Source organism: Pseudomonas sp. B21-056 (assembly GCF_026016325.1).
Lineage (GTDB): Bacteria > Pseudomonadota > Gammaproteobacteria > Pseudomonadales > Pseudomonadaceae > Aquipseudomonas.
The window spans coordinates 5712030-5738026 of record NZ_CP087203.1; the positions used below are offsets into that span (position 1 = coordinate 5712030).

At 55.6% G+C, this 25997-nt stretch carries 15 protein-coding genes, 6 tRNA genes and 3 rRNA genes; 2 read left to right on the forward strand and 22 right to left on the reverse strand.

Going from position 1 to position 25997, the window contains the following annotated elements; genetic code table 11:
• Nucleotides 1-143: 143 nt before the first annotated feature.
• From rpoC to tyrS, 22 genes are all read right to left on the reverse strand, one after another.
• Nucleotides 144-4343, reverse strand: coding sequence for a DNA-directed RNA polymerase subunit beta' (gene rpoC, locus LOY67_RS24960; RefSeq protein WP_265064863.1), 4200 nt, complete (start codon nt 4341-4343; stop codon nt 144-146).
• Nucleotides 4344-4407: 64 nt separating this feature from the next.
• Nucleotides 4408-8484, reverse strand: coding sequence for a DNA-directed RNA polymerase subunit beta (gene rpoB, locus LOY67_RS24965; RefSeq protein ID WP_265064864.1), 4077 nt, complete (start codon nt 8482-8484; stop codon nt 4408-4410).
• A gap of 219 nt (nt 8485-8703) precedes the next feature.
• Entirely contained in the window at nt 8704-9069 is a 366-nt protein-coding gene (gene rplL / locus LOY67_RS24970) for a 50S ribosomal protein L7/L12 (RefSeq protein ID WP_265064865.1), read from the reverse strand.
• 79 nt (nt 9070-9148) lie between these two features.
• Nucleotides 9149-9649: a 50S ribosomal protein L10 gene (rplJ, locus tag LOY67_RS24975; protein WP_024776458.1), complete on the reverse strand. Its 501-nt coding sequence runs from the start codon at nt 9647-9649 to the stop codon at nt 9149-9151.
• Nucleotides 9650-9847: 198 nt separating this feature from the next.
• Nucleotides 9848-10543 carry a 50S ribosomal protein L1 gene (gene rplA, locus LOY67_RS24980; protein ID WP_003186095.1) on the reverse strand — a complete coding sequence of 232 codons (696 nt, stop codon included), beginning with the start codon at nt 10541-10543 and terminating at the stop codon, nt 9848-9850.
• On the reverse strand, nt 10543-10974 hold the full coding sequence (gene rplK, locus LOY67_RS24985) for a 50S ribosomal protein L11 (protein WP_003176435.1): 432 nt from the start codon (nt 10972-10974) through the stop codon (nt 10543-10545). The genes rplA and rplK overlap by 1 nt, the downstream gene beginning before the upstream one ends.
• Nucleotides 10975-11091: 117 nt before the next feature.
• Nucleotides 11092-11625 (reverse strand): transcription termination/antitermination protein NusG, encoded by a 534-nt coding sequence (gene nusG / locus LOY67_RS24990; protein WP_010443972.1) that lies wholly within the window; start codon nt 11623-11625, stop codon nt 11092-11094.
• 9 nt (nt 11626-11634) lie between these two features.
• Entirely contained in the window at nt 11635-12003 is a 369-nt protein-coding gene (gene secE, locus LOY67_RS24995) for a preprotein translocase subunit SecE (RefSeq protein ID WP_024776457.1), read from the reverse strand.
• Between the two features lie 45 nt (nt 12004-12048).
• A tRNA-Trp gene (locus LOY67_RS25000) sits at nt 12049-12124 on the reverse strand.
• A gap of 53 nt (nt 12125-12177) precedes the next feature.
• The gene (gene tuf, locus LOY67_RS25005) at nt 12178-13371 is read right to left on the reverse strand and encodes an elongation factor Tu (protein ID WP_265064862.1); all 1194 of its coding nucleotides are present in this window, start codon (nt 13369-13371) and stop codon (nt 12178-12180) included.
• Nucleotides 13372-13455: 84 nt separating this feature from the next.
• Nucleotides 13456-13531 (reverse strand) — tRNA-Thr (locus tag LOY67_RS25010).
• A 26-nt stretch (nt 13532-13557) separates the two neighbouring features.
• Nucleotides 13558-13631, reverse strand: a tRNA-Gly gene (locus LOY67_RS25015).
• A gap of 24 nt (nt 13632-13655) precedes the next feature.
• A tRNA-Tyr gene (locus LOY67_RS25020) sits at nt 13656-13740 on the reverse strand.
• A gap of 142 nt (nt 13741-13882) precedes the next feature.
• Nucleotides 13883-14326 (reverse strand): hypothetical protein, encoded by a 444-nt coding sequence (locus LOY67_RS25025; protein WP_265064866.1) that lies wholly within the window; start codon nt 14324-14326, stop codon nt 13883-13885.
• A 7-nt stretch (nt 14327-14333) separates the two neighbouring features.
• The gene (locus LOY67_RS25030; protein ID WP_265064867.1) at nt 14334-15083 is read right to left on the reverse strand and encodes a pantothenate kinase; all 750 of its coding nucleotides are present in this window, start codon (nt 15081-15083) and stop codon (nt 14334-14336) included.
• Complete coding sequence (gene birA, locus LOY67_RS25035) at nt 15073-16029, reverse strand: bifunctional biotin--[acetyl-CoA-carboxylase] ligase/biotin operon repressor BirA (protein WP_265064868.1); 957 nt, start codon at nt 16027-16029, stop codon at nt 15073-15075. Before birA ends, LOY67_RS25030 begins: the two co-directional genes overlap by 11 nt.
• Nucleotides 16030-16164: 135 nt before the next feature.
• Nucleotides 16165-16280: ribosomal RNA gene (rrf, locus tag LOY67_RS25040) — 5S ribosomal RNA — on the reverse strand.
• 156 nt (nt 16281-16436) lie between these two features.
• A 23S ribosomal RNA gene (locus LOY67_RS25045) occupies nt 16437-19327 on the reverse strand.
• Nucleotides 19328-19572: 245 nt separating this feature from the next.
• Nucleotides 19573-19648: transfer RNA gene (locus LOY67_RS25050), tRNA-Ala, on the reverse strand.
• A 29-nt stretch (nt 19649-19677) separates the two neighbouring features.
• Nucleotides 19678-19754: transfer RNA gene (locus LOY67_RS25055), tRNA-Ile, on the reverse strand.
• Nucleotides 19755-19915: 161 nt separating this feature from the next.
• Nucleotides 19916-21452 (reverse strand): 16S ribosomal RNA (locus tag LOY67_RS25060).
• The 16S, 23S and 5S rRNA genes sit together here with 2 tRNA genes alongside, the layout of an rRNA operon.
• Nucleotides 21453-22000: 548 nt before the next feature.
• On the reverse strand, nt 22001-23200 hold the full coding sequence (gene tyrS / locus LOY67_RS25065; RefSeq protein ID WP_265064869.1) for a tyrosine--tRNA ligase: 1200 nt from the start codon (nt 23198-23200) through the stop codon (nt 22001-22003).
• 210 nt (nt 23201-23410) lie between these two features.
• On the opposite strand from tyrS, the gene LOY67_RS25070 reads away from it, so the two are divergent.
• Entirely contained in the window at nt 23411-24826 is a 1416-nt protein-coding gene (locus tag LOY67_RS25070) for a peptidoglycan DD-metalloendopeptidase family protein (protein ID WP_265067827.1), read from the forward strand.
• 3 nt (nt 24827-24829) lie between these two features.
• Nucleotides 24830-25921: an anhydro-N-acetylmuramic acid kinase gene (locus tag LOY67_RS25075; RefSeq protein ID WP_265064870.1), complete on the forward strand. Its 1092-nt coding sequence runs from the start codon at nt 24830-24832 to the stop codon at nt 25919-25921.
• Nucleotides 25922-25997 lie beyond the last annotated feature (76 nt).

Sequence of the window (25997 nt, forward strand, 5' to 3'; positions counted from 1 at the left end):
CAAATTTAGGGGATCAAGAGTCTAAAGAGGATCTTGTCCCCAGTCAAGGCAAGGCCCCGACCTCCTCGCTCGCCGGATCTCGACAATTTGTCTCGATCCGGCGAATGAGGCGACCAGGGCCAGGCACTTAATTACCGCAGAACTCAGTTACCGCTCGAGTTCAACGCTTCGGTCAGTGCAGCTTCCACTTCACTGGCGCTTACGCGCAACGGCTTGTCTGCATCACGGCGACGCTTGCGCTCGCTGTGATAGGCCAAACCGGTACCGGCCGGGATCAGACGACCCACGACCACGTTTTCTTTCAGGCCGCGCAGGTAATCGCGCTTGCCGGTGACTGCCGCTTCGGTCAACACCCGGGTGGTTTCCTGGAAGGAAGCCGCCGAGATGAACGATTCGGTGGACAACGACGCCTTGGTGATACCCAGCAGAACGCGAGTGAACTTGGCGACAAACTTGTCTTCCGTGCTCAGACGCTCGTTCTCCACCAGTACGTGAGTCAGTTCCATCTGGTCGCCCTTGATGAAGCTGGAATCGCCGGACTCGGAGATCTCAACTTTACGCAGCATCTGACGCAGGATGGTCTCGATGTGCTTATCGTTGATCTTCACGCCCTGCAGACGGTAAACGTCCTGGATCTCGTTCACGATGTACTTGGCCAGCGCACTCACACCCAGCAGACGCAGGATGTCGTGTGGATCGCTCGGGCCGTCGGAGATAACTTCGCCGCGGTTTACCTGTTCGCCTTCGAAGACGTTCAGGTGACGCCACTTCGGAATCAGCTCTTCGTACGGATCGCTACCGTCGTTCGGAGTGATAACCAGACGGCGCTTGCCCTTGGTCTCTTTACCGAACGCGATGGTGCCGCTGACTTCAGCCAGAATCGACGCTTCTTTCGGACGACGGGCTTCGAACAGGTCGGCAACACGCGGCAGACCACCGGTGATGTCGCGAGTCTTCGAAGTTTCTTGCGGGATACGAGCGATAACATCACCGATCGCGATCCGCGCACCGTCCGCTACACCGACCAGGGCGTTGGCTGGCAGGAAGTACTGAGCGATTACGTCAGTGCCTGGCAGCAACAGGTCCTTGCCGTTGTCGTCGACCATCTTCACGGCTGGACGGATGTCCTTGCCGGCAGCTGGACGATCTTTGGCGTCGAGTACTTCAATGTTGGTCATACCGGTCAATTCGTCGGTCTGACGCTTGATCGTGATGCCTTCTTCCATGCCCACGTAGGTCACGGTACCTTTCATCTCGGTGACGATCGGGTGAGTGTGCGGGTCCCACTTGGCGACGATTGCGCCAGCTTCGACCTTGTCACCTTCCTTCACCGAAATCACAGCACCGTAAGGCAGCTTGTAACGCTCGCGCTCACGACCGAAGTCGTCCGCGATCGCCAGCTCACCGGAACGGGACACAGCCACCAGGTGACCGTCCACGCGTTCAACGTGCTTCAGGTTGTGCAGACGGACAGTACCGCCATTCTTCACCTGAACGCTGTCGGCTGCGGAGGTCCGGCTTGCCGCACCACCGATGTGGAACGTACGCATCGTCAGCTGGGTACCCGGCTCACCGATGGACTGGGCAGCGATAACGCCGACCGCTTCACCGATGTTCACCTGGTGACCACGAGCCAGGTCGCGACCGTAGCACTTGGCGCAGATGCCGTAGCGGGTTTCGCAGCTGATCGGCGAACGTACGATCACTTCGTCGATGCTGTTGAGCTCGATGAACTCGACCCACTTCTCGTCGACCAGGGTGCCAGCAGGAACGATGACGTCCTCGGTACCCGGCTTGAAGACGTCACGGGCAATGACACGGCCCAGTACGCGCTCACCCAGCGGCTCGACAACGTCACCGCCTTCAATGTGCGGTGTCATCAGCAGGCCGTGTTCGGTGCCGCAATCGATCTCGGTCACGACCAGATCCTGCGCCACGTCCACCAGACGACGAGTCAGGTAACCGGAGTTCGCCGTTTTCAACGCGGTATCCGCAAGACCCTTACGAGCACCGTGCGTGGAGATGAAGTACTGGAGTACGCTCAAACCTTCACGGAAGTTCGCAGTAATCGGGGTCTCGATGATGGAGCCGTCCGGCTTGGCCATCAGGCCACGCATACCGGCGAGCTGACGGATCTGCGCAGCAGAACCCCGTGCGCCCGAGTCGGCCATCATGTACATCGAGTTGAAGGATTCCTGGTCGACTTCGTCGCCATGACGGTCGATGACTTTCTCTTTCGAGAGGTTGGCCATCATCGCCTTGGAAACTTCGTCGTTCGCCTTGGACCAGAGGTCGATCACCTTGTTGTACTTCTCGCCCTGGGTTACCAGGCCGGAGGCGTACTGACTTTCGATCTCTTTCACTTCCTCGGTAGCAGTACCGATGATGCGGGCTTTTTCATCCGGGATAACGAAGTCGTTAACACCGATGGAAACGCCGGAAATGGTCGAATAGGCAAAACCGGTGTACATCAGCTGGTCAGCGAAGATCACAGTCTCTTTCAGACCCACCACGCGGTAGCACTGGTTGATCAGCTTGGAGATCGCCTTTTTCTTCATCGGCAGGTTGACGACGTCGAAGGACAGGCCCTTAGGCACCACCTGGAACAACAGCGCACGGCCGACAGTAGTGTCGACGATACGGGTGTTGGTCACGCTGTTGCCATCACGATCGTTCACGGTTTCGTTGATCCGCACCTTGACCTTGGCGTGCAGTGCGGCTTCGCCGGCACGGAACACACGGTCAACTTCCTGCAGATCCGCGAACACACGACCTTCGCCCTTGGCGTTGATCGCTTCACGAGTCATGTAGTACAGACCCAATACAACGTCCTGCGACGGAACGATGATCGGCTCACCGTTGGCTGGCGACAGGATGTTGTTGGTAGACATCATCAACGCGCGCGCTTCGAGCTGGGCTTCCAGCGTCAGCGGCACGTGCACGGCCATCTGGTCACCGTCGAAGTCGGCGTTGTAAGCAGCACAGACCAGCGGGTGCAGCTGGATAGCCTTACCTTCGATCAGTACCGGTTCAAACGCCTGGATGCCCAGACGGTGAAGGGTCGGTGCACGGTTGAGCAGCACTGGGTGTTCGCGAATCACTTCGGCGAGAACGTCCCAGACCTCTGGCAGCTCGCGCTCGACCATCTTCTTGGCGGCCTTGATGGTGGTCGCCAGACCACGCATTTCCAGCTTGCCGAAGATGAACGGCTTGAACAGTTCCAGAGCCATTTTCTTAGGCAGGCCGCACTGGTGCAGACGCAGGGTCGGGCCTACGGTAATTACCGAACGACCGGAGTAGTCAACACGCTTACCGAGCAAGTTCTGACGGAAACGACCCTGCTTACCCTTGATCATGTCAGCCAGGGATTTCAGAGGACGCTTGTTGGAACCAGTGATAGCGCGGCCACGACGACCGTTGTCGAGCAATGCGTCGACCGCTTCCTGCAACATACGCTTTTCGTTGCGCACGATGATGTCCGGAGCGGACAGGTCGAGCAGGCGCTTCAAGCGGTTGTTACGGTTGATCACCCGACGATACAGATCGTTGAGGTCGGAAGTCGCGAAACGACCGCCATCGAGCGGAACCAATGGACGCAGGTCTGGCGGCAGAACCGGCAGAACGGTCAGCACCATCCACTCTGGCAGGTTGCCGGAGCCCTGGAAGGCTTCCATCAACTTCAGACGCTTGGACAGTTTCTTGATCTTGGTTTCGGAGTTGGTTTGCGGAATTTCTTCGCGCAGACGGCCGATCTCGTGCTCCAGGTCGATCGCGTGCAGCAGTTCGCGGACAGCTTCGGCACCCATGCGGGCATCGAAATCGTCGCCGAACTCTTCCAGCGCTTCGAAATACTGCTCGTCGTTCAGCAACTGGCCTTTTTCAAGGGTGGTCATGCCTGGATCGATAACGACATAGCTCTCGAAGTAGAGAACACGTTCGATATCACGCAGGGTCATGTCCATCAGCAGGCCGATACGGGACGGCAGCGATTTCAGGAACCAGATGTGGGCAACCGGCGACGCCAGCTCGATGTGCGCCATGCGCTCACGACGAACTTTGGCCAGTGCAACTTCAACGCCGCACTTCTCGCAGATCACGCCGCGATGCTTCAAGCGCTTGTACTTACCGCACAGGCACTCGTAATCCTTTACCGGGCCAAAGATCTTGGCGCAGAACAGGCCGTCACGCTCAGGTTTGAACGTACGGTAGTTGATGGTTTCCGGCTTTTTAACTTCACCGAACGACCACGAACGGATCATCTCAGGCGAGGCCAATCCGATACGGATGGCGTCGAACTCTTCGACTTGACCCTGGTTTTTCAGCAAATTCAGTAGGTCTTTCAAGGCCTTTCCTCCTGGCGGAGCAGAGAGCGGGCAAGACAGCCCCGCTCTCGATTCGCGTCACGTGTTATTCGGTTTCCAGATCGATATCGATGCCGAGGGAACGAATTTCCTTGATCAACACGTTGAAGGACTCGGGCATGCCCGGCTCCATACGGTGATCGCCGTCCACGATGTTCTTGTACATCTTGGTCCGGCCGTTCACATCGTCCGACTTCACTGTGAGCATTTCTTGCAGAGTGTATGCAGCACCGTACGCTTCCAGTGCCCAGACCTCCATCTCCCCGAAACGCTGACCACCGAACTGCGCCTTACCACCCAGCGGTTGCTGGGTAACCAGGCTGTAAGAACCGGTAGAACGAGCGTGCATCTTGTCGTCCACCAAGTGGTTCAGCTTCAGCATGTACATGTAGCCAACGGTAACCGGGCGCTCGAACTTGTTGCCGGTACGACCATCGAACAGCTGCATCTGGCCGCTTTCTGGCAGGTCCGCCAGTTTCAGCATGGCCTTGATTTCAACTTCCTTGGCACCGTCGAACACCGGAGTGGCCATTGGAACGCCGCCCTTGAGGTTCTTCGCCAGATCCAGGATTTCCTGGTCGGAGAAGCTGTCGAGCTCTTCGTTACGACCGCCGATCTCGTTGTAGATCTCGTGCAGGAACTTGCGCAGGTCAGCGACCTTGCGCTGCTCTTCGAGCATGCGGTTGATCTTCTCGCCCAGGCCCTTGGCCGCGAGGCCCAGGTGGGTTTCAAGGATCTGACCGACGTTCATACGCGAAGGTACGCCCAGCGGGTTGAGAACGACGTCGACCGGGGTGCCGTTGGCATCGTGCGGCATGTCTTCAACCGGCATGATCACGGAGACCACACCCTTGTTACCGTGACGACCGGCCATCTTGTCGCCCGGCTGGATGCGACGACGGATTGCCAGGTAGACCTTGACGATCTTCAGTACGCCCGGAGCCAGGTCATCGCCCTGCTGCAGCTTGCGCTTCTTGTCTTCGAACTTGTCGTCCAGCAGACGACGGCGATCAACGATATAGGCCTGAGCTTTCTCGAGCTGCTCGTTCAACGCGTCCTCAGCCATGCGCAGTTTGAACCACTGGCCATGCTCAAGACCGTCGAGGACTTCGTCGGTGATTTCCTGACCTTTCTTCAGGCCGGCGCCGCCTTCGGCCTTGTGGCCAACCAGCGCTGCGCGCAGACGTTCGAAAGTTGCGCCTTCAACGATACGGAACTCTTCGTTCAGGTCCTTGCGGATCTCGTCGAGCTGAGTCTTCTCGATGGACAGTGCACGCGCATCACGCTCAACGCCGTCACGAGTGAAGACCTGTACGTCGATGACAGTACCCTTGGTGCCGGTAGGCACGCGCAGGGAAGTGTCCTTAACGTCGCTGGCCTTCTCACCGAAGATGGCACGCAGCAGTTTTTCTTCCGGAGTCAGCTGGGTCTCGCCTTTCGGGGTGACCTTGCCGACCAGGATGTCGCCAGCGCCTACTTCGGCACCCACATAAACGATACCGGCTTCGTCCAGCTTGTTCAGTGCAGCTTCACCCACGTTCGGGATGTCCGCAGTGATTTCCTCTGGGCCAAGCTTGGTGTCACGGGCCACGCAGGTCAGTTCCTGGATGTGGATCGTGGTGAAACGGTCTTCCTGGACCACACGCTCGGACAGGCAGATGGAGTCTTCGAAGTTGAAGCCGTTCCACGCCATGAACGCGATGCGCATGTTCTGACCCAGTGCCAGTTCACCCATATCGGTGGACGGGCCGTCGGCCATGATGTCGCTGCGCTGTACCCGATCACCCTTGCTCACCAGCGGACGCTGGTTGATGCAGGTGTTCTGGTTCGAGCGGGTGTATTTGGTCAGGTTGTAGATGTCGACACCGGCTTCGCCCGGCTCAACTTCGTCATCAGCAACACGAACCACGATACGGCTGGCATCGACAGAGTCGATCACGCCGCCACGACGAGCAACGACGCAAACGCCGGAGTCACGGGCAACGTTGCGCTCCATGCCGGTACCTACCAGCGGCTTGTCGGCACGCAGGGTCGGTACAGCCTGACGCTGCATGTTCGAACCCATCAACGCACGGTTGGCGTCGTCGTGCTCGAGGAACGGGATCAGCGACGCGGCGACCGAAACAACCTGCTTGGGCGATACGTCCATCAGGGTGACGTCTTCCGGCGCCTTGACGGTGAACTCGTTCAGGTGACGAACAGCTACCAGCTCGTCGATCAGGACTTTCTTGTCGTTCATCGTGGCCGAAGCCTGGGCGATCACGTGATCGGCCTCTTCAATGGCGGACAGGAATACGATCTCGTCGGTGACCAGAGCGTCTTTCACCACACGGTAAGGGCTCTCGAGGAAGCCGTACTGGTTGGTGCGCGCATAGGCGGCCAGGGAGTTGATCAGACCGATGTTCGGACCTTCCGGCGTTTCGATCGGGCAGACACGACCGTAGTGGGTCGGGTGTACGTCACGAACTTCGAAGCCTGCACGCTCACGGGTCAGACCACCTGGGCCGAGTGCGGAGACACGACGCTTGTGGGTGATCTCGGACAGCGGGTTGTTCTGGTCCATGAACTGGGACAGCTGGCTGGAACCGAAGAACTCTTTCACCGCCGCTGCAACCGGCTTGGCGTTGATCAGGTCTTGCGGCATCAGGCCTTCGCTTTCAGCCATCGACAGACGTTCCTTGACCGCGCGCTCTACACGCACCAAGCCAACACGGAACTGGTTCTCGGCCATTTCGCCTACGCAGCGAACACGACGGTTACCCAGGTGGTCGATGTCATCGACGATGCCCTTGCCGTTACGGATGTCGACCAGGGTCTTCAGCACTGCAACGATGTCGTCCTTGTTCAGTACGCCCGAACCTTCGATCTCGGTACGACCGATACGACGGTTGAACTTCATCCGGCCGACCGCAGACAGGTCATAGCGCTCAGGACTGAAGAACAGGTTGTTGAACAGGGTTTCGGCGGCATCCTTGGTTGGCGGCTCGCCAGGACGCATCATGCGATAGATCTCGACCAGCGCTTCCAGTTGGTTGCTGGTGGAGTCGATCTTCAACGTATCGGAAATGAACGGACCGCAATCGATATCGTTGGTGTACAGAGTTTCGATCCGAACGACCTGGGCCTTGACGATTTTCGCCAGGATCTCGGTGCTCAGCTCGGTGTTGCACTCTGCGAGGATTTCGCCGGTGGCCGGATGCACGATGACCTTGGCAGTGGTGCGACCCAGGACGTAGTCCAGCGGCACCTGCAGCTCTTTGATCCCGGCCTTTTCCAGCTGGTTGATGTGGCGAGCAGTGATACGACGACCCTGCTCGACAATAACCTTGCCCTTGTCGTCCTGGATATCGAGGACCGCGATCTCACCACGCAGGCGCTGAGGCACCAGTTCCAGGCTGAGGTTTTCACCCTGCACGTGGAAGACGTTGGTGGTGTAGAACGCGTCCAGCACTTCTTCAGTGGTGTAGCCGAGCGCACGCAGCAGTACCGATGCAGGCAGCTTGCGGCGACGGTCGATACGCACGAATACGCAGTCTTTCGGGTCGAACTCGAAGTCCAGCCAGGAACCGCGGTAAGGAATGATGCGCGCGGAGTAAAGCAGTTTGCCGGAGCTGTGCGTCTTGCCACGGTCGTGGTCGAAGAACACGCCCGGAGAACGGTGCAGCTGGGAAACGATTACACGCTCGGTACCGTTGATTACGAAGGTACCGTTCTCAGTCATCAGGGGGATTTCACCCATGTAGACTTCTTGCTCTTTGATGTCCTTGATCGCTTTGTTCGACGATTCTTTGTCGAAAATGATCAGGCGCACTTTTACCCGCAACGGTACGGCGTAAGTTACACCGCGCAACACGCATTCTTTGACATCAAATGCCGGTTCGCCCAGGCGATAACCGACGTACTCCAGCGCAGCATTGCCGGAGTAGCTGATGATCGGGAAAACGGATTTGAAGGCCGCATGCAGGCCCACGTCGCGGATCAACTGATCTTTAGTCGCTCCCGCTTGCAAGAATTCACGATACGAATCCAGCTGGATGGCCAGGAGGTACGGCACATCCATGACGTCCGGCAACTTGCTAAAGTCCTTGCGGATACGTTTTTTCTCAGTATATGAGTAAGCCATCAGCGTTCCCCAGCTTGGTCACCTGCTTGTTTGGCTCCCCCCGACGGGAGCAGCCAGAAAATCGTGCAAACCCCATGGTTTGCGCCACCGCCTCGGGTGGTTACAGCTCGTTACCAGCACCGACCCAATCGGCTGCCAATAACGGAAAAAGGCCGGTGGCAAGAGCCACCAGCCATCAGCCTTTCGCTTGACGCTCGGGCTGGAGACGCAAGGTCGAAGTTACTTAACTTCGACGGAAGCGCCTGCTTCTTCCAGCTTCTTCTTCGCGTCTTCAGCAGCTTCTTTCGAAACGCCTTCAGCGATAACCTGAGGAGCGGTGTCAACCTTCTCCTTGGCTTCTTTCAGACCCAGACCGGTCAGTTCGCGAACAGCCTTGATCACGTTGACTTTCTTCTCGCCAGCGGAAGTCAGAACAACGTTGAATTCGGTTTGCTCTTCAACGACAGCAGCTGGACCAGCAGCAGCAACGGTAGCAGCAGCGGCGGTAACGCCGAACTTCTCTTCCATTGCCTTGATCAGCTCAACGATTTCCATTACGGATTTTTCGCCGATTGCTTCGATGATTTGTTCGTTAGTCAGAGACATGACTCAATTCCTGAATTGGGGGATAGCCGGCACGGCCATCGAAATAAACAAAAATACGCGAGAGAGGAAACGCTCAGCCTCAGGCTGCAGCGGCTTCTTTCTGATCGCGAATTGCCGCCAGAGTACGAGCCAATTTGCTGGTAGCGCCTTGAATCACGCTCATCAGCTGAGAAATTGCTTCGTCACGGGTCGGCAGAGTTGCCAGTACGTCGATTTGGTTAGCTGCGAGGAACTTGCCCTCGAACGCAGCTGCCTTGATCTCGAACTTATCCTGACCCTTTGCGAACTCTTTGAAGATGCGGGCAGCAGCGCCCGGATGTTCTTTCGAGAATGCAATCAGGGTCGGGCCGACGAACGCGTCGTTGAGCACGTCATATTGAGTGCCTTCAACAGCGCGCTTCAGCAGGGTGTTACGTACGACACGTACATAAACACCAGCTTCGCGGGCCTCTTTACGGAGTCCGGTCATAGCGCCTACTGTTACGCCACGGGCATCAGCCACGACAGCGGACAGAGCGACTTTGGCAGCCTCGTTGACTTCAGCGACGATGGCCTTCTTGTCTTCGAGTTTAATTGCCACGGGTTTAACTCCTGCTTGTTACCGTTTCATCCGATCGAAACCGAATGTCGTTTTGGTGTCTGATTCGGTAAGGAACCGGGAGCACCATCTGCGTAGGCTTTTGGTTTAAGACTTGCGTCGCCTACGGTCTTGGATAGCCCCCGCCAGGCAGGGACCCCAATTTTTCAATTGGCGCAATTGCTTGCGCCAATCCGTGTCTTACGCGTCGAGCGAGCTCTGGTCGATGACCAGGCCTGGGCCCATGGTGGTGCTCAGGGTAACGCGCTTGACGTAGATACCTTTCGAGGAAGCTGGCTTGATACGCTTCAGATCAGCGATCAGGGCTTCAACGTTTTCCTTCAGCTTGACGGCGTCGAAACCGATCTTGCCAACGGAGGTGTGGATGATGCCGTTTTTGTCGGTGCGATAACGAACCTGACCAGCCTTGGCGTTCTTGACCGCGGTAGCTACGTCTGGCGTTACGGTGCCGACTTTCGGGTTAGGCATCAGGCCACGTGGACCGAGAATCTGACCCAACTGACCTACAACGCGCATGGCATCGGGGGATGCAATCACTACGTCATAGTTCAGGTCGCCGCCTTTCATTTCAGCAGCCAGATCGTCCATGCCTACGCGATCAGCGCCAGCAGCCAGAGCAGCTTCAGCTGCTGGGCCCTGGGTGAAAACAGCGACACGAACGGTCTTGCCAGTGCCGTGTGGCAGCACGGTAGCGCTACGAACGACCTGGTCGGATTTACGTGGGTCAACGCCCAGGTTTACAGCAACGTCGAACGACTCGCTGAACTTGACAGTCGACAGCTCAGCCAGCAGGGCTGCGGCGTCTACAAAATTGTAGGCCTTGCCTGCTTCGATTTTGCCGGCGATAGCCTTTTGACGCTTGGTCAGCTTAGCCATTACACACCCTCCACGTTAAGGCCCATGCTACGAGCAGAACCGGCGATAGTACGCACGGCTGCATCCATATCAGCTGCAGTCAGATCCGCGTTTTTGGTTTTCGCGATTTCTTCCAGCTGAGCACGGGTAACGGTGCCAACCTTAACGGTGTTTGGACGAGCGGAGCCGCTGGTCAAACCTGCAGCCTTCTTCAGCAGAACCGAAGCAGGGGTGCTCTTTGTTTCGAAAGTGAAGCTACGGTCGCTGTAGACAGTGATGATCACTGGAGTCGGCAGACCTGGCTCAAGACCCTGGGTACGGGCGTTGAAAGCCTTGCAGAATTCCATGATGTTCACGCCGTGCTGACCCAGAGCAGGACCAACGGGTGGGCTTGGGTTAGCCTGAGCGGCCTTCACTTGCAGCTTGATGTAAGCGGTAATCTTCTTGGCCATGAGGCACTCCAATTACGGGTTCGAACGCCTCGAAAGGCTCCCCGGTTACTTGCGCGTTTATCCCAGTGACGACAAAACCCCACAGCCTTGGGCTGCGGGGTTGGGATGCCTGTTCGATCAGACCTTTTCGACCTGACTGAACTCGAGCTCTACCGGAGTAGAGCGACCGAAAATGAGCACTGCGACCTGGATCCGGCTCTTTTCGTAGTTAACTTCTTCGACCGTGCCGTTGAAATCAGCGAATGGACCATCAGTGACGCGTACCACCTCACCTGGCTCAAACAATGTCTTCGGCTTCGGCTTGTCGCTACCATCAGCAACACGACGCAGAATCGCTTCTGCTTCTTTATCCGTGATTGGTGCCGGCTTATCAGCAGTACCGCCGATGAAGCCCATCACCCGGGGGGTATCCTTGACCAAGTGCCAAGTCCCTTCGTTCATATCCATCTGTACCAGCACGTAACCTGGGAAGAACTTACGCTCGCTTTTGCGCTTCTGGCCATTACGCATTTCAACCACTTCTTCAGTGGGAACCAGAATCTCGCCAAAGCCATCTTCCATGCCAGCCAGCTTCACACGCTCTATCAGCGAGCGCATAACATGCTTCTCGTAACCCGAGTAAGCATGCACAACGTACCAACGCTTAGCCACGGGACACCCTTAGCCAACAATCAAGGAAACAAGCCAACCGAGCAGGGAATCAAGCCCCCACAACAGCAACGCCATAACCAGAACGACAGCCACAACGATCAGCGTGGTCTGCGTGGTTTCTTGACGAGTCGGCCATACGACTTTACGGATCTCGGTGCGAGCTTCCTTAGCGAGTACAAAGAAAGACTTGCCCTTGGCTGTCTGCAGGCCTACAAAGGCAGCAACAGCAGCGATAGCAAGCAATGCAAGTACACGGTACAGGATCGGCGAAGCAGAAAAATACTGATTGCCAACAACGCCAACAACCACCAAAGCGACTACCACTAGCCACTTGAGCAGATCGAAGCGAGAGCCTTGAGCTTCAGCTTTAGGAGTCATCTATGAAGATCCTGTGAAAAGAAAGCCAGACACACTGAGTGAATCTGGCAGGTCAGGAGGGAATCGAACCCCCAACCTACGGTTTTGGAGACCGTCGCTCTGCCAATTGAGCTACTGACCTAAAACAAAATCAGGCCGACCATTATGCCGGCCCGAAAAAGACATTACAACTATTTACTCGATAACCTTGGCTACGACGCCGGCGCCGACGGTACGACCGCCTTCACGGATAGCGAAACGCAGACCGTCTTCCATCGCGATGGTTTTGATCAGAGTGACAGTCATCTGGATGTTGTCACCTGGCATTACCATTTCAACGCCTTCTGGCAGCTCGCAGTTACCAGTCACGTCAGTAGTACGGAAGTAGAACTGTGGACGGTAGCCTTTGAAGAACGGAGTATGACGACCGCCTTCTTCCTTGCTCAGAACGTAGACTTCTGCAACGAACTTGGTGTGCGGCTTGACGGTGCCTGGCTTGACCAGAACCTGGCCACGCTCAACGTCGTCACGCTTGGTGCCGCGCAGCAGTACGCCGCAGTTCTCGCCAGCACGACCTTCGTCGAGCAGCTTGCGGAACATTTCAACGCCGGTGCAGGTAGTTTTCTGAGTGTCGCGCAGACCGACGATCTCAACTTCTTCCTGGATACGGACGATGCCACGCTCAACACGACCGGTCACAACAGTACCGCGACCGGAGATCGAGAATACGTCTTCGATTGGCATCAGGAACGGCTTGTCGATAGCGCGCTCTGGCTCTGGGATGTAGCTGTCCAGAGTTTCCACCAGCTTCTTGACAGCAGAGGTGCCCATTTCGTTGTCGTCTTGGCCGTTCAGAGCCATCAGAGCCGAACCGATGATGATTGGAGTGTCATCACCTGGGAAGTCGTAAGTGCTCAACAGGTCGCGCACTTCCATCTCAACCAGTTCCAGCAGCTCAGCGTCATCAACCATGTCAGCCTTGTTCAGGAAGACAACGATGTACGGAACGCCTACCTGACGGGACAGCAGAATGTGCTCACGGGTTTGTGGCATCGGACCATCGGCGGCCGAGCAAACCAGGATCGCGCCGTCCATCTGGGCAGCACCGGTGATCATGTTTTTTACGTAGTCGGCGTGACCTGGGCAGTCAACGTGTGCGTAGTGACGCACGGCCGAATCGTATTCAACGTGAGCGGTGTTGATGGTGATACCACGAGCTTTCTCTTCCGGGGCGCTGTCGATCTTGTCGAAGTCAACCTTGGCCGAACCGAAAACTTCGGAGCAGACGCGGGTCAGAGCAGCGGTCAGCGTGGTTTTACCGTGGTCGACGTGACCGATGGTACCGACGTTGACGTGCGGCTTGTTACGTTCGAACTTTTCCTTAGCCATCGAAATCACCCCTAGGAGAAGAATTTAGCAAGTCACATAAGCCATTAAAACAAAGGCAGATATTTTCATATCTGCCTTGTTATATGGAGCTCTTGAGCGGATTTGAACCGCTGACCTCACCCTTACCAAGGGTGTGCTCTACCAACTGAGCTACAAGAGCAAAACACTTCGCACAACCTGCAAACTTGGAGCGGGTAGCGGGAATCGAACCCGCATCATCAGCTTGGAAGGCTGAGGTTCTACCACTAAACTATACCCGCGGAGCTTGCAGCTCACGCTAAAACTGGTGGAGGGGGAAGGATTCGAACCTTCGAAGTCGTAGACGTCAGATTTACAGTCTGATCCCTTTGGCCGCTCGGGAACCCCTCCTAAGCGAGCCGGCATTCTATATCATGCCAGCCTTCTGTCAAGCATTTTCTCATTAAAAACCTGAGCTTAGCTGCGTTGACTACGCTCCGCATCGTTAACCGTTAAAGGTCTTCGCTGCGAAGCGGGCGCCATTCTATGCAAACTACCCCGTGGGTGCAACCCCCTCACAAGGCATTATTTTATGTTTTAACTCATTGAATTCTTTAGAAAGGTTTTGAATGAGCGTTTCATTCACCTTCCCGGCACTTTCTGGCAGAACCTGGACCCAGAACCCGGCCTCAGGCGACCCAGCAGCAGTGGCACGAGCCACAACACCCAGCGTTGTCAGTTTCTGCTCCAACTGCCTGTTCGTTTCCGCACGAGTAAAACCACCCAGATAAACACATGTCTTTTGCGCCTCACCGGGCTTACCCGAGTCGCGCCTGGCAAGCGCATCTGCCGTCTCGCTCAAAAGGTGAATGTCCTGCTGCGAGCCGCGGTACAAACTCAGCGGAGTGACATCCTTGGCTCGAAGCGGAGCCTCCTGCTGATGCCAGACGTAATAGAAAACATTCAAGACCAGCAATAACAGGAACAGCCACCGCATAGGAACCTCAAGACAAAGGACAGGCCATCGCCAAGCCGACAAAAACCAGGTCAGGCACCACCCTGGCGTCAGGGACAATACCGGAAACCAGATTAGCGTCCCCTCCCGTTAGAAACACAACGAAATCCTCCCCCCAATACTGTCGCGCCATTTCAAGCTGAGTCATGACGAACCCCCTGAGCATCAACATGCAACCACGCTCCACGGCCTCGACGGTGGCCCGCCCCGGAGCAAGACTCTCATGGGCACGCTCAGCAGCCATATCGTCATAGCGAATCCGTCGGGTATGGGTGCGCAACTGGCTGCGCATCAAAGGCATGCCCGGACAAATGAAGCCTCCGAGATGCTCACCATCTGGCGCCACGAAATCGGCTGTAACAGCGGTACCAAAATCGAGGACCAGACAGGCTCCCGATGCCAGGTGAAACCCTCCAAGCAGGGCCAACCATCGGTCCAGCCCCAGCCGCTCGTAATCCTCATAACCATTGCGCACACCGGCCATTTCACGGATCGGTATCGCTCGCGCCACGGATACCCCGAATGCATCAACTAACGAAGAAACCAGAGACTCGGTTTCCTCCTGGGTGCGCACACTGACAAGACGACATTTCTTGAGCTGAAACCTCCCGGCATCGCTCAAACAAACCAGTAGATCGCTATCCGAACCGACCACCCCTCCGTCAACCGGCGTGACACCGTCAGAGCCAAGTACACGCCACTTGATAAAGCTATTACCGCAATCGAGCTCAAGAATCATCACGCAACCTCAAACTGAGCTCACCACCACTGAAATTTCTTTCCACGCCATCCACCTTCAAACGCAGCGCGCCCTGGTGATCGATACCCAGCACAACACCATCGATTTGATTGACTCCCGCAATCAATGATACCGCCCGCCCCTGCCACAAATGATGTCGCTCCCACTCTGGCTGTATTGCGGAAAATCCGGATGCCTGGTGAAGCTTCAGATATTGCTGGAGATTCGCCCCCAAGCGCGCCACCAGCTCATTCCGATCAAAACACCTGCCCACCTCAAGATTCATCGACGTCCATTGCTGATCAACCTCATCGCTGGCCTGCATATTGACATTGACCCCGACCCCCAGGACAACATGGCAGACATCGGCCGGATCCCCCACCAACTCGAGCAATATGCCCGCAATCTTTCTATCGCCGACCAGAACATCGTTAGGCCATTTCAGCCCCGCCTGCAGAATCCCCATATCGTGCAAGGCATGCAACACAGCCAGCCCCACGACGAGACTCAACCCCTCTATTTGTCGCATGCCGCCGTCAATGCGCAGCACCAGGCTGTAATAGAGATTTTCTGCAAAAGGACTGACCCACTTTCGACCGCGACGACCGCGACCAGCAGTCTGCCGCTCAGCCAAAACCAGGAACGGCGCCGCCACCCCGCGCTCGATGGAGCGCAACGCCTCTGCATTGGTGGAGTCGATGGAATCGAATATATGAACAGGCCATTCGCAAGATTCTTTGGCATCAATCTCAGCCGCATCCAAAAGCAGTAATGGCTTGGCTAACTGATACCCCCTGCCCCTGACCTTATGAACAGAAAGGCCCAGCTCTGCCTCCAGGTGCTGTAGTTGCTTCCACACAGCACTACGACTGACACCCAGCGCAGCACCTAGCGCCTGCCCCGAATGAAAGCGGCCATCCTTCAGAAGTTTTAGCAACGTGAGCATGCGAACTGCGCCCTGACAATGAGGCCCGCATGATAGCCATGCACAAGACTGTTGCATAGAAACACAGCGGAACCCTTCCTGCGGCCAAAAACAAAACCCCTACCTGCATCAGCAGATAGGGGTTTCGGAATTTAATCTTGACGATGACCTACTCTCACATGGGGAAACCCCACACTACCATCGGCGATGCATCGTTTCACTGCTGAGTTCGGGATGGGATCAGGTGGTTCCAACGCTCTATGGTCGTCAAGAAATTCGGGTACTGAGTCGCGACCGGTTGGCCTCGCTTCAGCAAATTGGGTATGTGACAGTCGGTGTTTTGTGCGTCAGTCGAACTTTCGGTTCACTTCGTCTTCACACACCGCAATCTGGTGCCCTTTCGGGTCAGCAAATTGCTTGGGTGTTATATGGTCAAGCCTCACGGGCAATTAGTACAGGTTAGCTCAACGCCTCACAGCGCTTACACACCCTGCCTATCAACGTCGTAGTCTTCGACGGCCCTTCAGGGAGCTCAAGGCTCCAGTGAGATCTCATCTTGAGGCAAGTTTCCCGCTTAGATGCTTTCAGCGGTTATCTTTTCCGAACATAGCTACCCGGCAATGCCACTGGCGTGACAACCGGAACACCAGAGGTTCGTCCACTCCGGTCCTCTCGTACTAGGAGCAGCCCCTCTCAAATCTCAAACGTCCACGGCAGATAGGGACCGAACTGTCTCACGACGTTCTAAACCCAGCTCGCGTACCACTTTAAATGGCGAACAGCCATACCCTTGGGACCGGCTTCAGCCCCAGGATGTGATGAGCCGACATCGAGGTGCCAAACACCGCCGTCGATATGAACTCTTGGGCGGTATCAGCCTGTTATCCCCGGAGTACCTTTTATCCGTTGAGCGATGGCCCTTCCATACAGAACCACCGGATCACTAAGACCTACTTTCGTACCTGCTCGACGTGTCTGTCTCGCAGTCAAGCGCGCTTTTGCCTTTATACTCTACGACCGATTTCCGACCGGTCTGAGCGCACCTTCGTACTCCTCCGTTACTCTTTAGGAGGAGACCGCCCCAGTCAAACTACCCACCATACACTGTCCTCGATCCGGATAACGGACCTGAGTTAGAACCTCAAAGTTGCCAGGGTGGTATTTCAAGGATGGCTCCACGCAGACTGGCGTCCACGCTTCAAAGCCTCCCACCTATCCTACACAAGCAAATTCAAAGTCCAGTGCAAAGCTATAGTAAAGGTTCACGGGGTCTTTCCGTCTAGCCGCGGATACACTGCATCTTCACAGCGATTTCAATTTCACTGAGTCTCGGGTGGAGACAGCGCCGCCATCGTTACGCCATTCGTGCAGGTCGGAACTTACCCGACAAGGAATTTCGCTACCTTAGGACCGTTATAGTTACGGCCGCCGTTTACCGGGGCTTCGATCAAGAGCTTCGCGTTAGCTAACCCCATCAATTAACCTTCCGGCACCGGGCAGGCGTCACACCCTATACGTCCACTTTCGTGTTTGCAGAGTGCTGTGTTTTTAATAAACAGTCGCAGCGGCCTGGTATCTTCGACCGGCGTGGGCTTACGCAGCAAGTGCTTCACCCTCACCGGCGCACCTTCTCCCGAAGTTACGGTGCCATTTTGCCTAGTTCCTTCACCCGAGTTCTCTCAAGCGCCTTGGTATTCTCTACCCAACCACCTGTGTCGGTTTGGGGTACGGTTCCTGGTTACCTGAAGCTTAGAAGCTTTTCTTGGAAGCATGGCATCAACCACTTCGTCACCCAGAGGGTAACTCGTCATCAGCTCTCGGCCTTGGAATCCCGGATTTACCTAAGATTCCAGCCTACCACCTTAAACTTGGACAACCAACGCCAAGCTGGCCTAGCCTTCTCCGTCCCTCCATCGCAATAACCAGAAGTACAGGAATATTAACCTGTTTTCCATCGACTACGCTTTTCAGCCTCGCCTTAGGGACCGACTAACCCTGCGTCGATTAACGTTGCGCAGGAAACCTTGGTCTTTCGGCGTGGGTGTTTTTCACACCCATTGTCGTTACTCATGTCAGCATTCGCACTTCTGATACCTCCAGCAAGCTTCTCAACTCACCTTCACAGGCTTACAGAACGCTCCTCTACCGCATCACTTACGTGATACCCGTAGCTTCGGTGTATGGTTTGAGCCCCGTTACATCTTCCGCGCAGGCCGACTCGACTAGTGAGCTATTACGCTTTCTTTAAAGGGTGGCTGCTTCTAAGCCAACCTCCTAGCTGTCTAAGCCTTCCCACATCGTTTCCCACTTAACCATAACTTTGGGACCTTAGCTGACGGTCTGGGTTGTTTCCCTTTTCACGACGGACGTTAGCACCCGCCGTGTGTCTCCCATGCTCGGCACTTGTAGGTATTCGGAGTTTGCATCGGTTTGGTAAGTCGGGATGACCCCCTAGCCGAAACAGTGCTCTACCCCCTACAGTGATACATGAGGCGCTACCTAAATAGCTTTCGAGGAGAACCAGCTATCTCCGAGCTTGATTAGCCTTTCACTCCGATCCACAGGTCATCCGCTAACTTTTCAACGGTAGTCGGTTCGGTCCTCCAGTCAGTGTTACCTAACCTTCAACCTGCCCATGGATAGATCGCCCGGTTTCGGGTCTATTCCCAGCGACTAGACGCCCTATTAAGACTCGCTTTCGCTACGCCTCCCCTATTCGGTTAAGCTCGCCACTGAAAATAAGTCGCTGACCCATTATACAAAAGGTACGCAGTCACCCAACAAAGTGGGCTCCCACTGCTTGTACGCATACGGTTTCAGGATCTATTTCACTCCCCTCTCCGGGGTTCTTTTCGCCTTTCCCTCACGGTACTGGTTCACTATCGGTCAGTCAGTAGTATTTAGCCTTGGAGGATGGTCCCCCCATATTCAGACAAAGTTTCTCGTGCTCCGTCCTACTCGATTTCACTGCTAAGATCTTTCGCGTACAGGGCTATCACCCACTATGGCCGCACTTTCCAGAGCGTTCCGCTAAAATCAAAGAAGCTTAAGGGCTAGTCCCCGTTCGCTCGCCACTACTAAGGGAATCTCGGTTGATTTCTTTTCCTCAGGGTACTTAGATGTTTCAGTTCCCCTGGTTCGCCTCTTGCACCTATGTATTCAGTACAAGATAACCATCTTGTGATGGCTGGGTTCCCCCATTCAGACATCTCCGGATCACAGTCTGTTTGCCGACTCCCCGAAGCTTTTCGCAGGCTACCACGTCTTTCATCGCCTCTGACTGCCAAGGCATCCACCGTATGCGCTTCTTCACTTGACCATATAACCCCAAGCAATCTGGTTATACTGTGAAGACGACATTCGCCGAAAATTCGAATTTCTCAATTACGAGAACTCACAAATTTTACCTTAGCCTGAACAACACCAGTGAAAGTGCCATCCAGTCTATCTTTCTATCACATACCCAAATTTTTAAAGAACGATCTAATCAAAAGACTAGAAATCAACACTCACCATCGTCGATGGAATGCTCATTTCTAAGCTTTCAGCAGCAGAAGCAGTTAGTGGTGGAGCCAAGCGGGATCGAACCGCTGACCTCCTGCGTGCAAGGCAGGCGCTCTCCCAGCTGAGCTATGGCCCCGTATTTCTACAGGCGTTCCCACACAAAATTGGTGGGTCTGGGCAGATTCGAACTGCCGACCTCACCCTTATCAGGGGTGCGCTCTAACCAACTGAGCTACAGACCCAATTTCGAGCTACCAGGCCGACCTCACCCTGCTCTTTACCTCAAAGCGTGGGGTGCACTCTAACCAACTGAGCTACAACCTCTAACGGCTGCTTCTAATCGTCTTCTTCAATGAATCAAGCAATTCGTGTGGGAGCTCATGGAGCAGCTGCTGTCGTCGATTAAGGAGGTGATCCAGCCGCAGGTTCCCCTACGGCTACCTTGTTACGACTTCACCCCAGTCATGAATCACACCGTGGTAACCGTCCCCCCGAAGGTTAGACTAGCTACTTCTGGTGCAACCCACTCCCATGGTGTGACGGGCGGTGTGTACAAGGCCCGGGAACGTATTCACCGCGACATTCTGATTCGCGATTACTAGCGATTCCGACTTCACGCAGTCGAGTTGCAGACTGCGATCCGGACTACGATCGGTTTTATGGGATTAGCTCCACCTCGCGGCTTGGCAACCCTCTGTACCGACCATTGTAGCACGTGTGTAGCCCAGGCCGTAAGGGCCATGATGACTTGACGTCATCCCCACCTTCCTCCGGTTTGTCACCGGCAGTCTCCTTAGAGTGCCCACCTTAACGTGCTGGTAACTAAGGACAAGGGTTGCGCTCGTTACGGGACTTAACCCAACATCTCACGACACGAGCTGACGACAGCCATGCAGCACCTGTCTCAATGCTCCCGAAGGCACCAATCCATCTCTGGAAAGTTCATTGGATGTCAAGGCCTGGTAAGGTTCTTCGCGTTGCTTCGAATTAAACCACATGCTCCACCGCTTGTGCGGGCCCCCGTCAATTCATTTGAGTTTTAACCTTGCGGCCGTACTCCCCAGGCGGTCAACTTAATGCGTTAGCTGCGCCACTAAGAGCTCAAGGCTCCCAACGGCTAGTTGACATCGTTTACGGCGTGGACTACCAGGGTATCTAATCCTGTTTGCTCCCCACGCTTTCGCACCTCAGTGTCAGTATCAGTCCAGGTGGTCGCCTTCGCCACTGGTGTTCCTTCCTATATCTACGCATTTCACCGCTACACAGGAAATTCCACCACCCTCTACCATACTCTAGCTCGACAGTTTTGAATGCAGTTCCCAGGTTGAGCCCGGGGCTTTCACATCCAACTTAACGAACCACCTACGCGCGCTTTACGCCCAGTAATTCCGATTAACGCTTGCACCCTCTGTATTACCGCGGCTGCTGGCACAGAGTTAGCCGGTGCTTATTCTGTCGGTAACGTCAAAACCATCACGTATTAGGTAACGGCCCTTCCTCCCAACTTAAAGTGCTTTACAATCCGAAGACCTTCTTCACACACGCGGCATGGCTGGATCAGGCTTTCGCCCATTGTCCAATATTCCCCACTGCTGCCTCCCGTAGGAGTCTGGACCGTGTCTCAGTTCCAGTGTGACTGATCATCCTCTCAGACCAGTTACGGATCGTCGCCTTGGTGAGCCATTACCTCACCAACTAGCTAATCCGACCTAGGCTCATCTGATAGCGCAAGGCCCGAAGGTCCCCTGCTTTCTCCCGTAGGACGTATGCGGTATTAGCGTCCGTTTCCGAACGTTATCCCCCACTACCAGGCAGATTCCTAGGCATTACTCACCCGTCCGCCGCTCTCAAGAGGTGCAAGCACCTCTCTACCGCTCGACTTGCATGTGTTAGGCCTGCCGCCAGCGTTCAATCTGAGCCATGATCAAACTCTTCAGTTCAAACATCTTTGGGTTTTGAGAAAACCCTAAACTTGGCTCAGCAATCGTTGGTTACATCTTTGATTTCTCGCGGAGTAACTTGTGATGCTGATAATCTGTTGACTAGCAGTCTGACTCCACAAGCACCCACACGAATTGCTTGATTCAGTTGTTAAAGAGCGGTTGGCTGAGCCTTTCGTCTCAACCGAGGCGCGCATTCTACAGCGCCTGGCATTACTGTCAAGCGGTTATTTTAAGAAGTTTTCCAAGTTTCCTTATCAACTTCAACCACTTGCGCTTCCGATCTCTCGTCAGCGGGAGGCGAATTCTACAGCGTTACTCGCTGCTGTCAACACCTCTTTTTCACCGCTTTCGACCGAGACGATCGAACCGTCGATAGAGCCAAACAACACTGCTCTACCCACTCCTTCCGGACTTCGATGAACTGAAGTCCTGCGCCGCCTTAAAACGTTTAACTCATTGAAACTCAAAGAGTTTTCCGTTTCGACTGCGCCGGAAGTGGGGCGAATTATAGAGACTCAGAATCTGCCGTCAACCTATTTACAGTCCTATTCAGATTTCAGCGTAATACGCGCGAAAGCCTTCTTGCCTGCCTGGCAGACATGAGTAGAACCCAGCTCATATATATAGGTGCGATCCACAACCTCACCATCTATGCGCACGCCACCCGAACCCAGAAGATCTCGCGCCACAGCTGCGTTCTTGACCAACCCAGCTTTATTAAGGACTGCAGCGATCGGCATAGCCTCGGTAGCAGACAGCTCGATCTCCGGCAGATCATCCGGGAGTTCGCCATCCTTCATACGATTACCCGCCGCACGATGAGCATTGGCCGCAGCCTCTTCACCATGGAAGCGGGCAACGATTTCTTCAGCCAGCTTGATCTTGATATCACGCGGATTGGCCCCCGCCTCGACATCTGCGCGGAATGCATTGATCTCTTCCATGGAGCGGAAGCTCAACAGCTCGAAATAACGCCACATCAGCGCATCAGGAATGGAGACCAGTTTGCCGTACATCACTCCCGGCGCTTCCTGGATACCTACATAGTTGCCCAACGACTTGGACATCTTCTTCACGCCATCCAGGCCTTCCAGCAACGGCATGGTCAGGATGCACTGAGCCTCCTGACCATAACCACGCTGCAGCTCGCGCCCCATCAACAGATTGAACTTCTGATCCGTACCGCCCAGTTCAACGTCCGCTCGCAACGCGACCGAGTCATAGCCCTGCACAAGTGGGTAGAGGAACTCATGAATGGCAATTGGCTGATTGGTCGTATAGCGCTTATCGAAGTCATCGCGCTCAAGCATGCGAGCCACGGTGTACTGGGACGTCAGGCGGATGAAATCCGCCGGCCCCATCTGATCCATCCAGGTGGAGTTGAAGGCCACTTCGGTCTTGGCCGGATCAAGAATCTTGAACACTTGGGTCTTGTAGGTCTCGGCGTTATCGAGAACCTGCTCACGGGTCAGCGGCGGACGTGTTGCGCTCTTGCCGCTCGGATCACCGATCATCCCGGTGAAGTCACCTATAAGGAAGATAACCTGGTGCCCCAGATCCTGGAACTGGCGCAGCTTGTTAATAAGCACGGTATGGCCCAAGTGCAGATCAGGCGCCGTCGGGTCGAAACCAGCCTTGATACGCAGCGGCTGCCCGCGCTTGAGCTTCTCGATCAGCTCGGACTCGACCAACAGTTCTTCCGCACCACGTTTGATCAGCGCTAGCTGCTCTTCAACCGACTTCATAACAGACCCGTAAGGCTCAGATTCAAAGGGCCCCAACCATACAAGATCGCGCACCAAATACAAGGTTTCCCCGGCGCGCGGACACCAATCCGCAAGCAGAGCGTGTGCGGGCTTGCTTCGCAGGGGATTTGGTTATATTTTATACAGTTATTTCATCTTCATCATGTCATTCATCTTTTCCAATTCATATTTTCAAAAGTCAAATTACTTATGACCACAGAACCGTCTAAAGCGCCGCCGCTTTACCCAAAGACCCACCTGCTTGCCGCAAGCGGCATCGCAGCCCTCCTCAGCCTGGCGCTCCTGGTGTTTCCTTCCAGCGATGTTGAAGCCAAAAAGACGACTCTGAGTCTTGAACTGGAAAGTCCTGCTGAACAACTGACACAAGAACAAGACGCTGCCGAAGCCGTTCAAGCCACAAACGAACCGGCCGCCTCCCCTTTTGCGCAGATTGACGATAGCTCCGAAGACACGACCGAGGCCGCCCAGGCACAACCTCCAGCCGTGGAAGAGAAGAAAGATCCGGGACACCGTGAGGTGATCGTAGCCAAAGGCGACACGCTTTCCACCCTCTTCGAGAAAGTTGGCTTGCCCGCCGCATCAGTCCATGAAGTGCTGGCCAGCGACAAACAAGCCAAGCAGTTCACTCAGTTGAAACACGGTCAGAAGCTCGAATTCGAGCTCGACCCGGAGGGGCAACTGACCAATCTGCACACCAAGCTGAGCGACCTTGAAAGCATCACCCTGACTAAAAATGACAAGGGTTATGCCTTCAACCGCGTGACCGCCAAGCCAACTGTGCGCTCCGCGTACGTTCATGGCGTGATCAACAGCTCACTGTCGCAATCGGCCGCACGTGCCGGTCTTTCCCATAGCCTGACGATGGACATGGCCAGTGTATTTGGCTACGACATCGACTTCGCCCAGGATATTCGCCAGGGCGACGAGTTCGATGTCATCTACGAGCAAAAAGTGGTCAACGGAAAGAGCGTTGGCAACGGCCCGATCCTTTCCGCCCGCTTCACCAATCGCGGCAAGACGTACACCGCAGTGCGCTACACCAACAAACAAGGCAACAGCAGCTACTACACCGCCGACGGCAACAGCATGCGCAAGGCATTCATCCGTACACCGGTTGATTTCGCGCGCATCAGCTCGAAGTTCTCCGCAGGCCGCAAACATCCGATCCTGAACAAGATTCGCGCTCATAAAGGCGTCGACTATGCCGCTCCCCGTGGCACGCCCATCAAGGCTGCCGGCGATGGCAAGGTATTGCTGGCCGGGCGTCGTGGCGGTTATGGCAACACGGTGATCATCCAGCACGGCAACACCTATCGCACCTTGTACGGGCACATGCAGGGCTTCGCCAAAGGCGTGAAGACTGGCGGCACCGTCAAGCAAGGTCAGGTGATCGGGTATATCGGGACCACCGGCCTGTCCACCGGTCCGCATCTGCATTATGAATTCCAGGTCAATGGCGTTCACGTCGATCCACTTGGCCAGAAACTGCCGATGGCCGACCCGATCGCCAAGGCCGAGCGCGCACGCTTCCTGGCTCAAAGCCAACCCCTGATGGCTCGCATGGATCAAGAGAAAGCCACCTTGCTGGCCTCGAGCAAGCGCTAAGCCATGGCGCTCTATATCGGTGTGATGTCCGGAACCAGTCTGGATGGCCTGGATATCGCACTGATCGAACTGACCCCGGCGATCAGATTGATCGCCACGCACTACATCCCCATGCCCGACGCGCTGCGCACCGAGCTGTTTGGCTTGTGCAGCAGCGGGCCGGACGAGATCGCCCGCTCCGCCATTGCCCAGCAGAACTGGGTACGGCTGGCGGCACAAGGCATCCACACCCTGCTCGAAAGCCAGAAGCTCAAGCCGGAAGATGTCAGAGCGATTGGCAGCCATGGCCAGACCATCCGTCACGAGCCAGCACGGGGCTTTACCGTGCAGATCGGCAATCCCGCACTGTTGAGCGAACTGACCGGCATCGCCGTCGTCAGCGATTTCCGCAGCCGCGATGTCGCCGCCGGCGGACAGGGCGCTCCGCTGGTTCCTGCATTTCACGAAGCACTGTTTGAAGGGCAGATCGGCCACCGTGCCGTGTTGAATGTCGGTGGTTTCAGCAATCTCAGCCTGATAGAACCTGAAAAGCCCGTGGCCGGCTTCGATTGCGGACCCGGCAATGTATTGCTGGACGCGTGGATCCATCAGCAGCGCAATGAGCATTTCGACCGCGACGGTCAGTGGGCGGCGAGCGGCAAAGTAGAGTCAACATTACTCAAGGCACTGCTCAGCGACCCGTTCTTTGTAACCAAGGGTCCAAAGAGCACCGGGCGGGAAGTGTTCAACCTGCCCTGGTTGACCCGGCATCTGTCGCATTTGCCCGCTTTCGCTGCCGAAGACGTGCAGGCTACGCTGCTCGAACTGACGGCGCTGACCATCGTCGAATCACTGCAAAGCGCCCAACCGAATACTGATGAATTACTGGTTTGTGGTGGTGGCGTGCGCAACCACACGCTCATGAAGCGCCTGGCCGATCTGCTGCCCAACACCAAAGTCAGCAGCACAGCCGTTTACGGCGTAGACCCTGACTGGGTCGAAGCCATGGCTTTCGCGTGGCTCGCCCATTGCTGCCTGGAAAACATCCCGGCAAATCGTCCCAGTGTCACAGGCGCACGCGGCTTGCGTGTACTCGGCGCCATCTACCCCGCTTGATCCCGCGGGCTGATCTCTGGACAGCAAAACGCCGCAGAGCCTTAAGACTCTGCGGCGTTTTGCTGAAGCGCTCGGC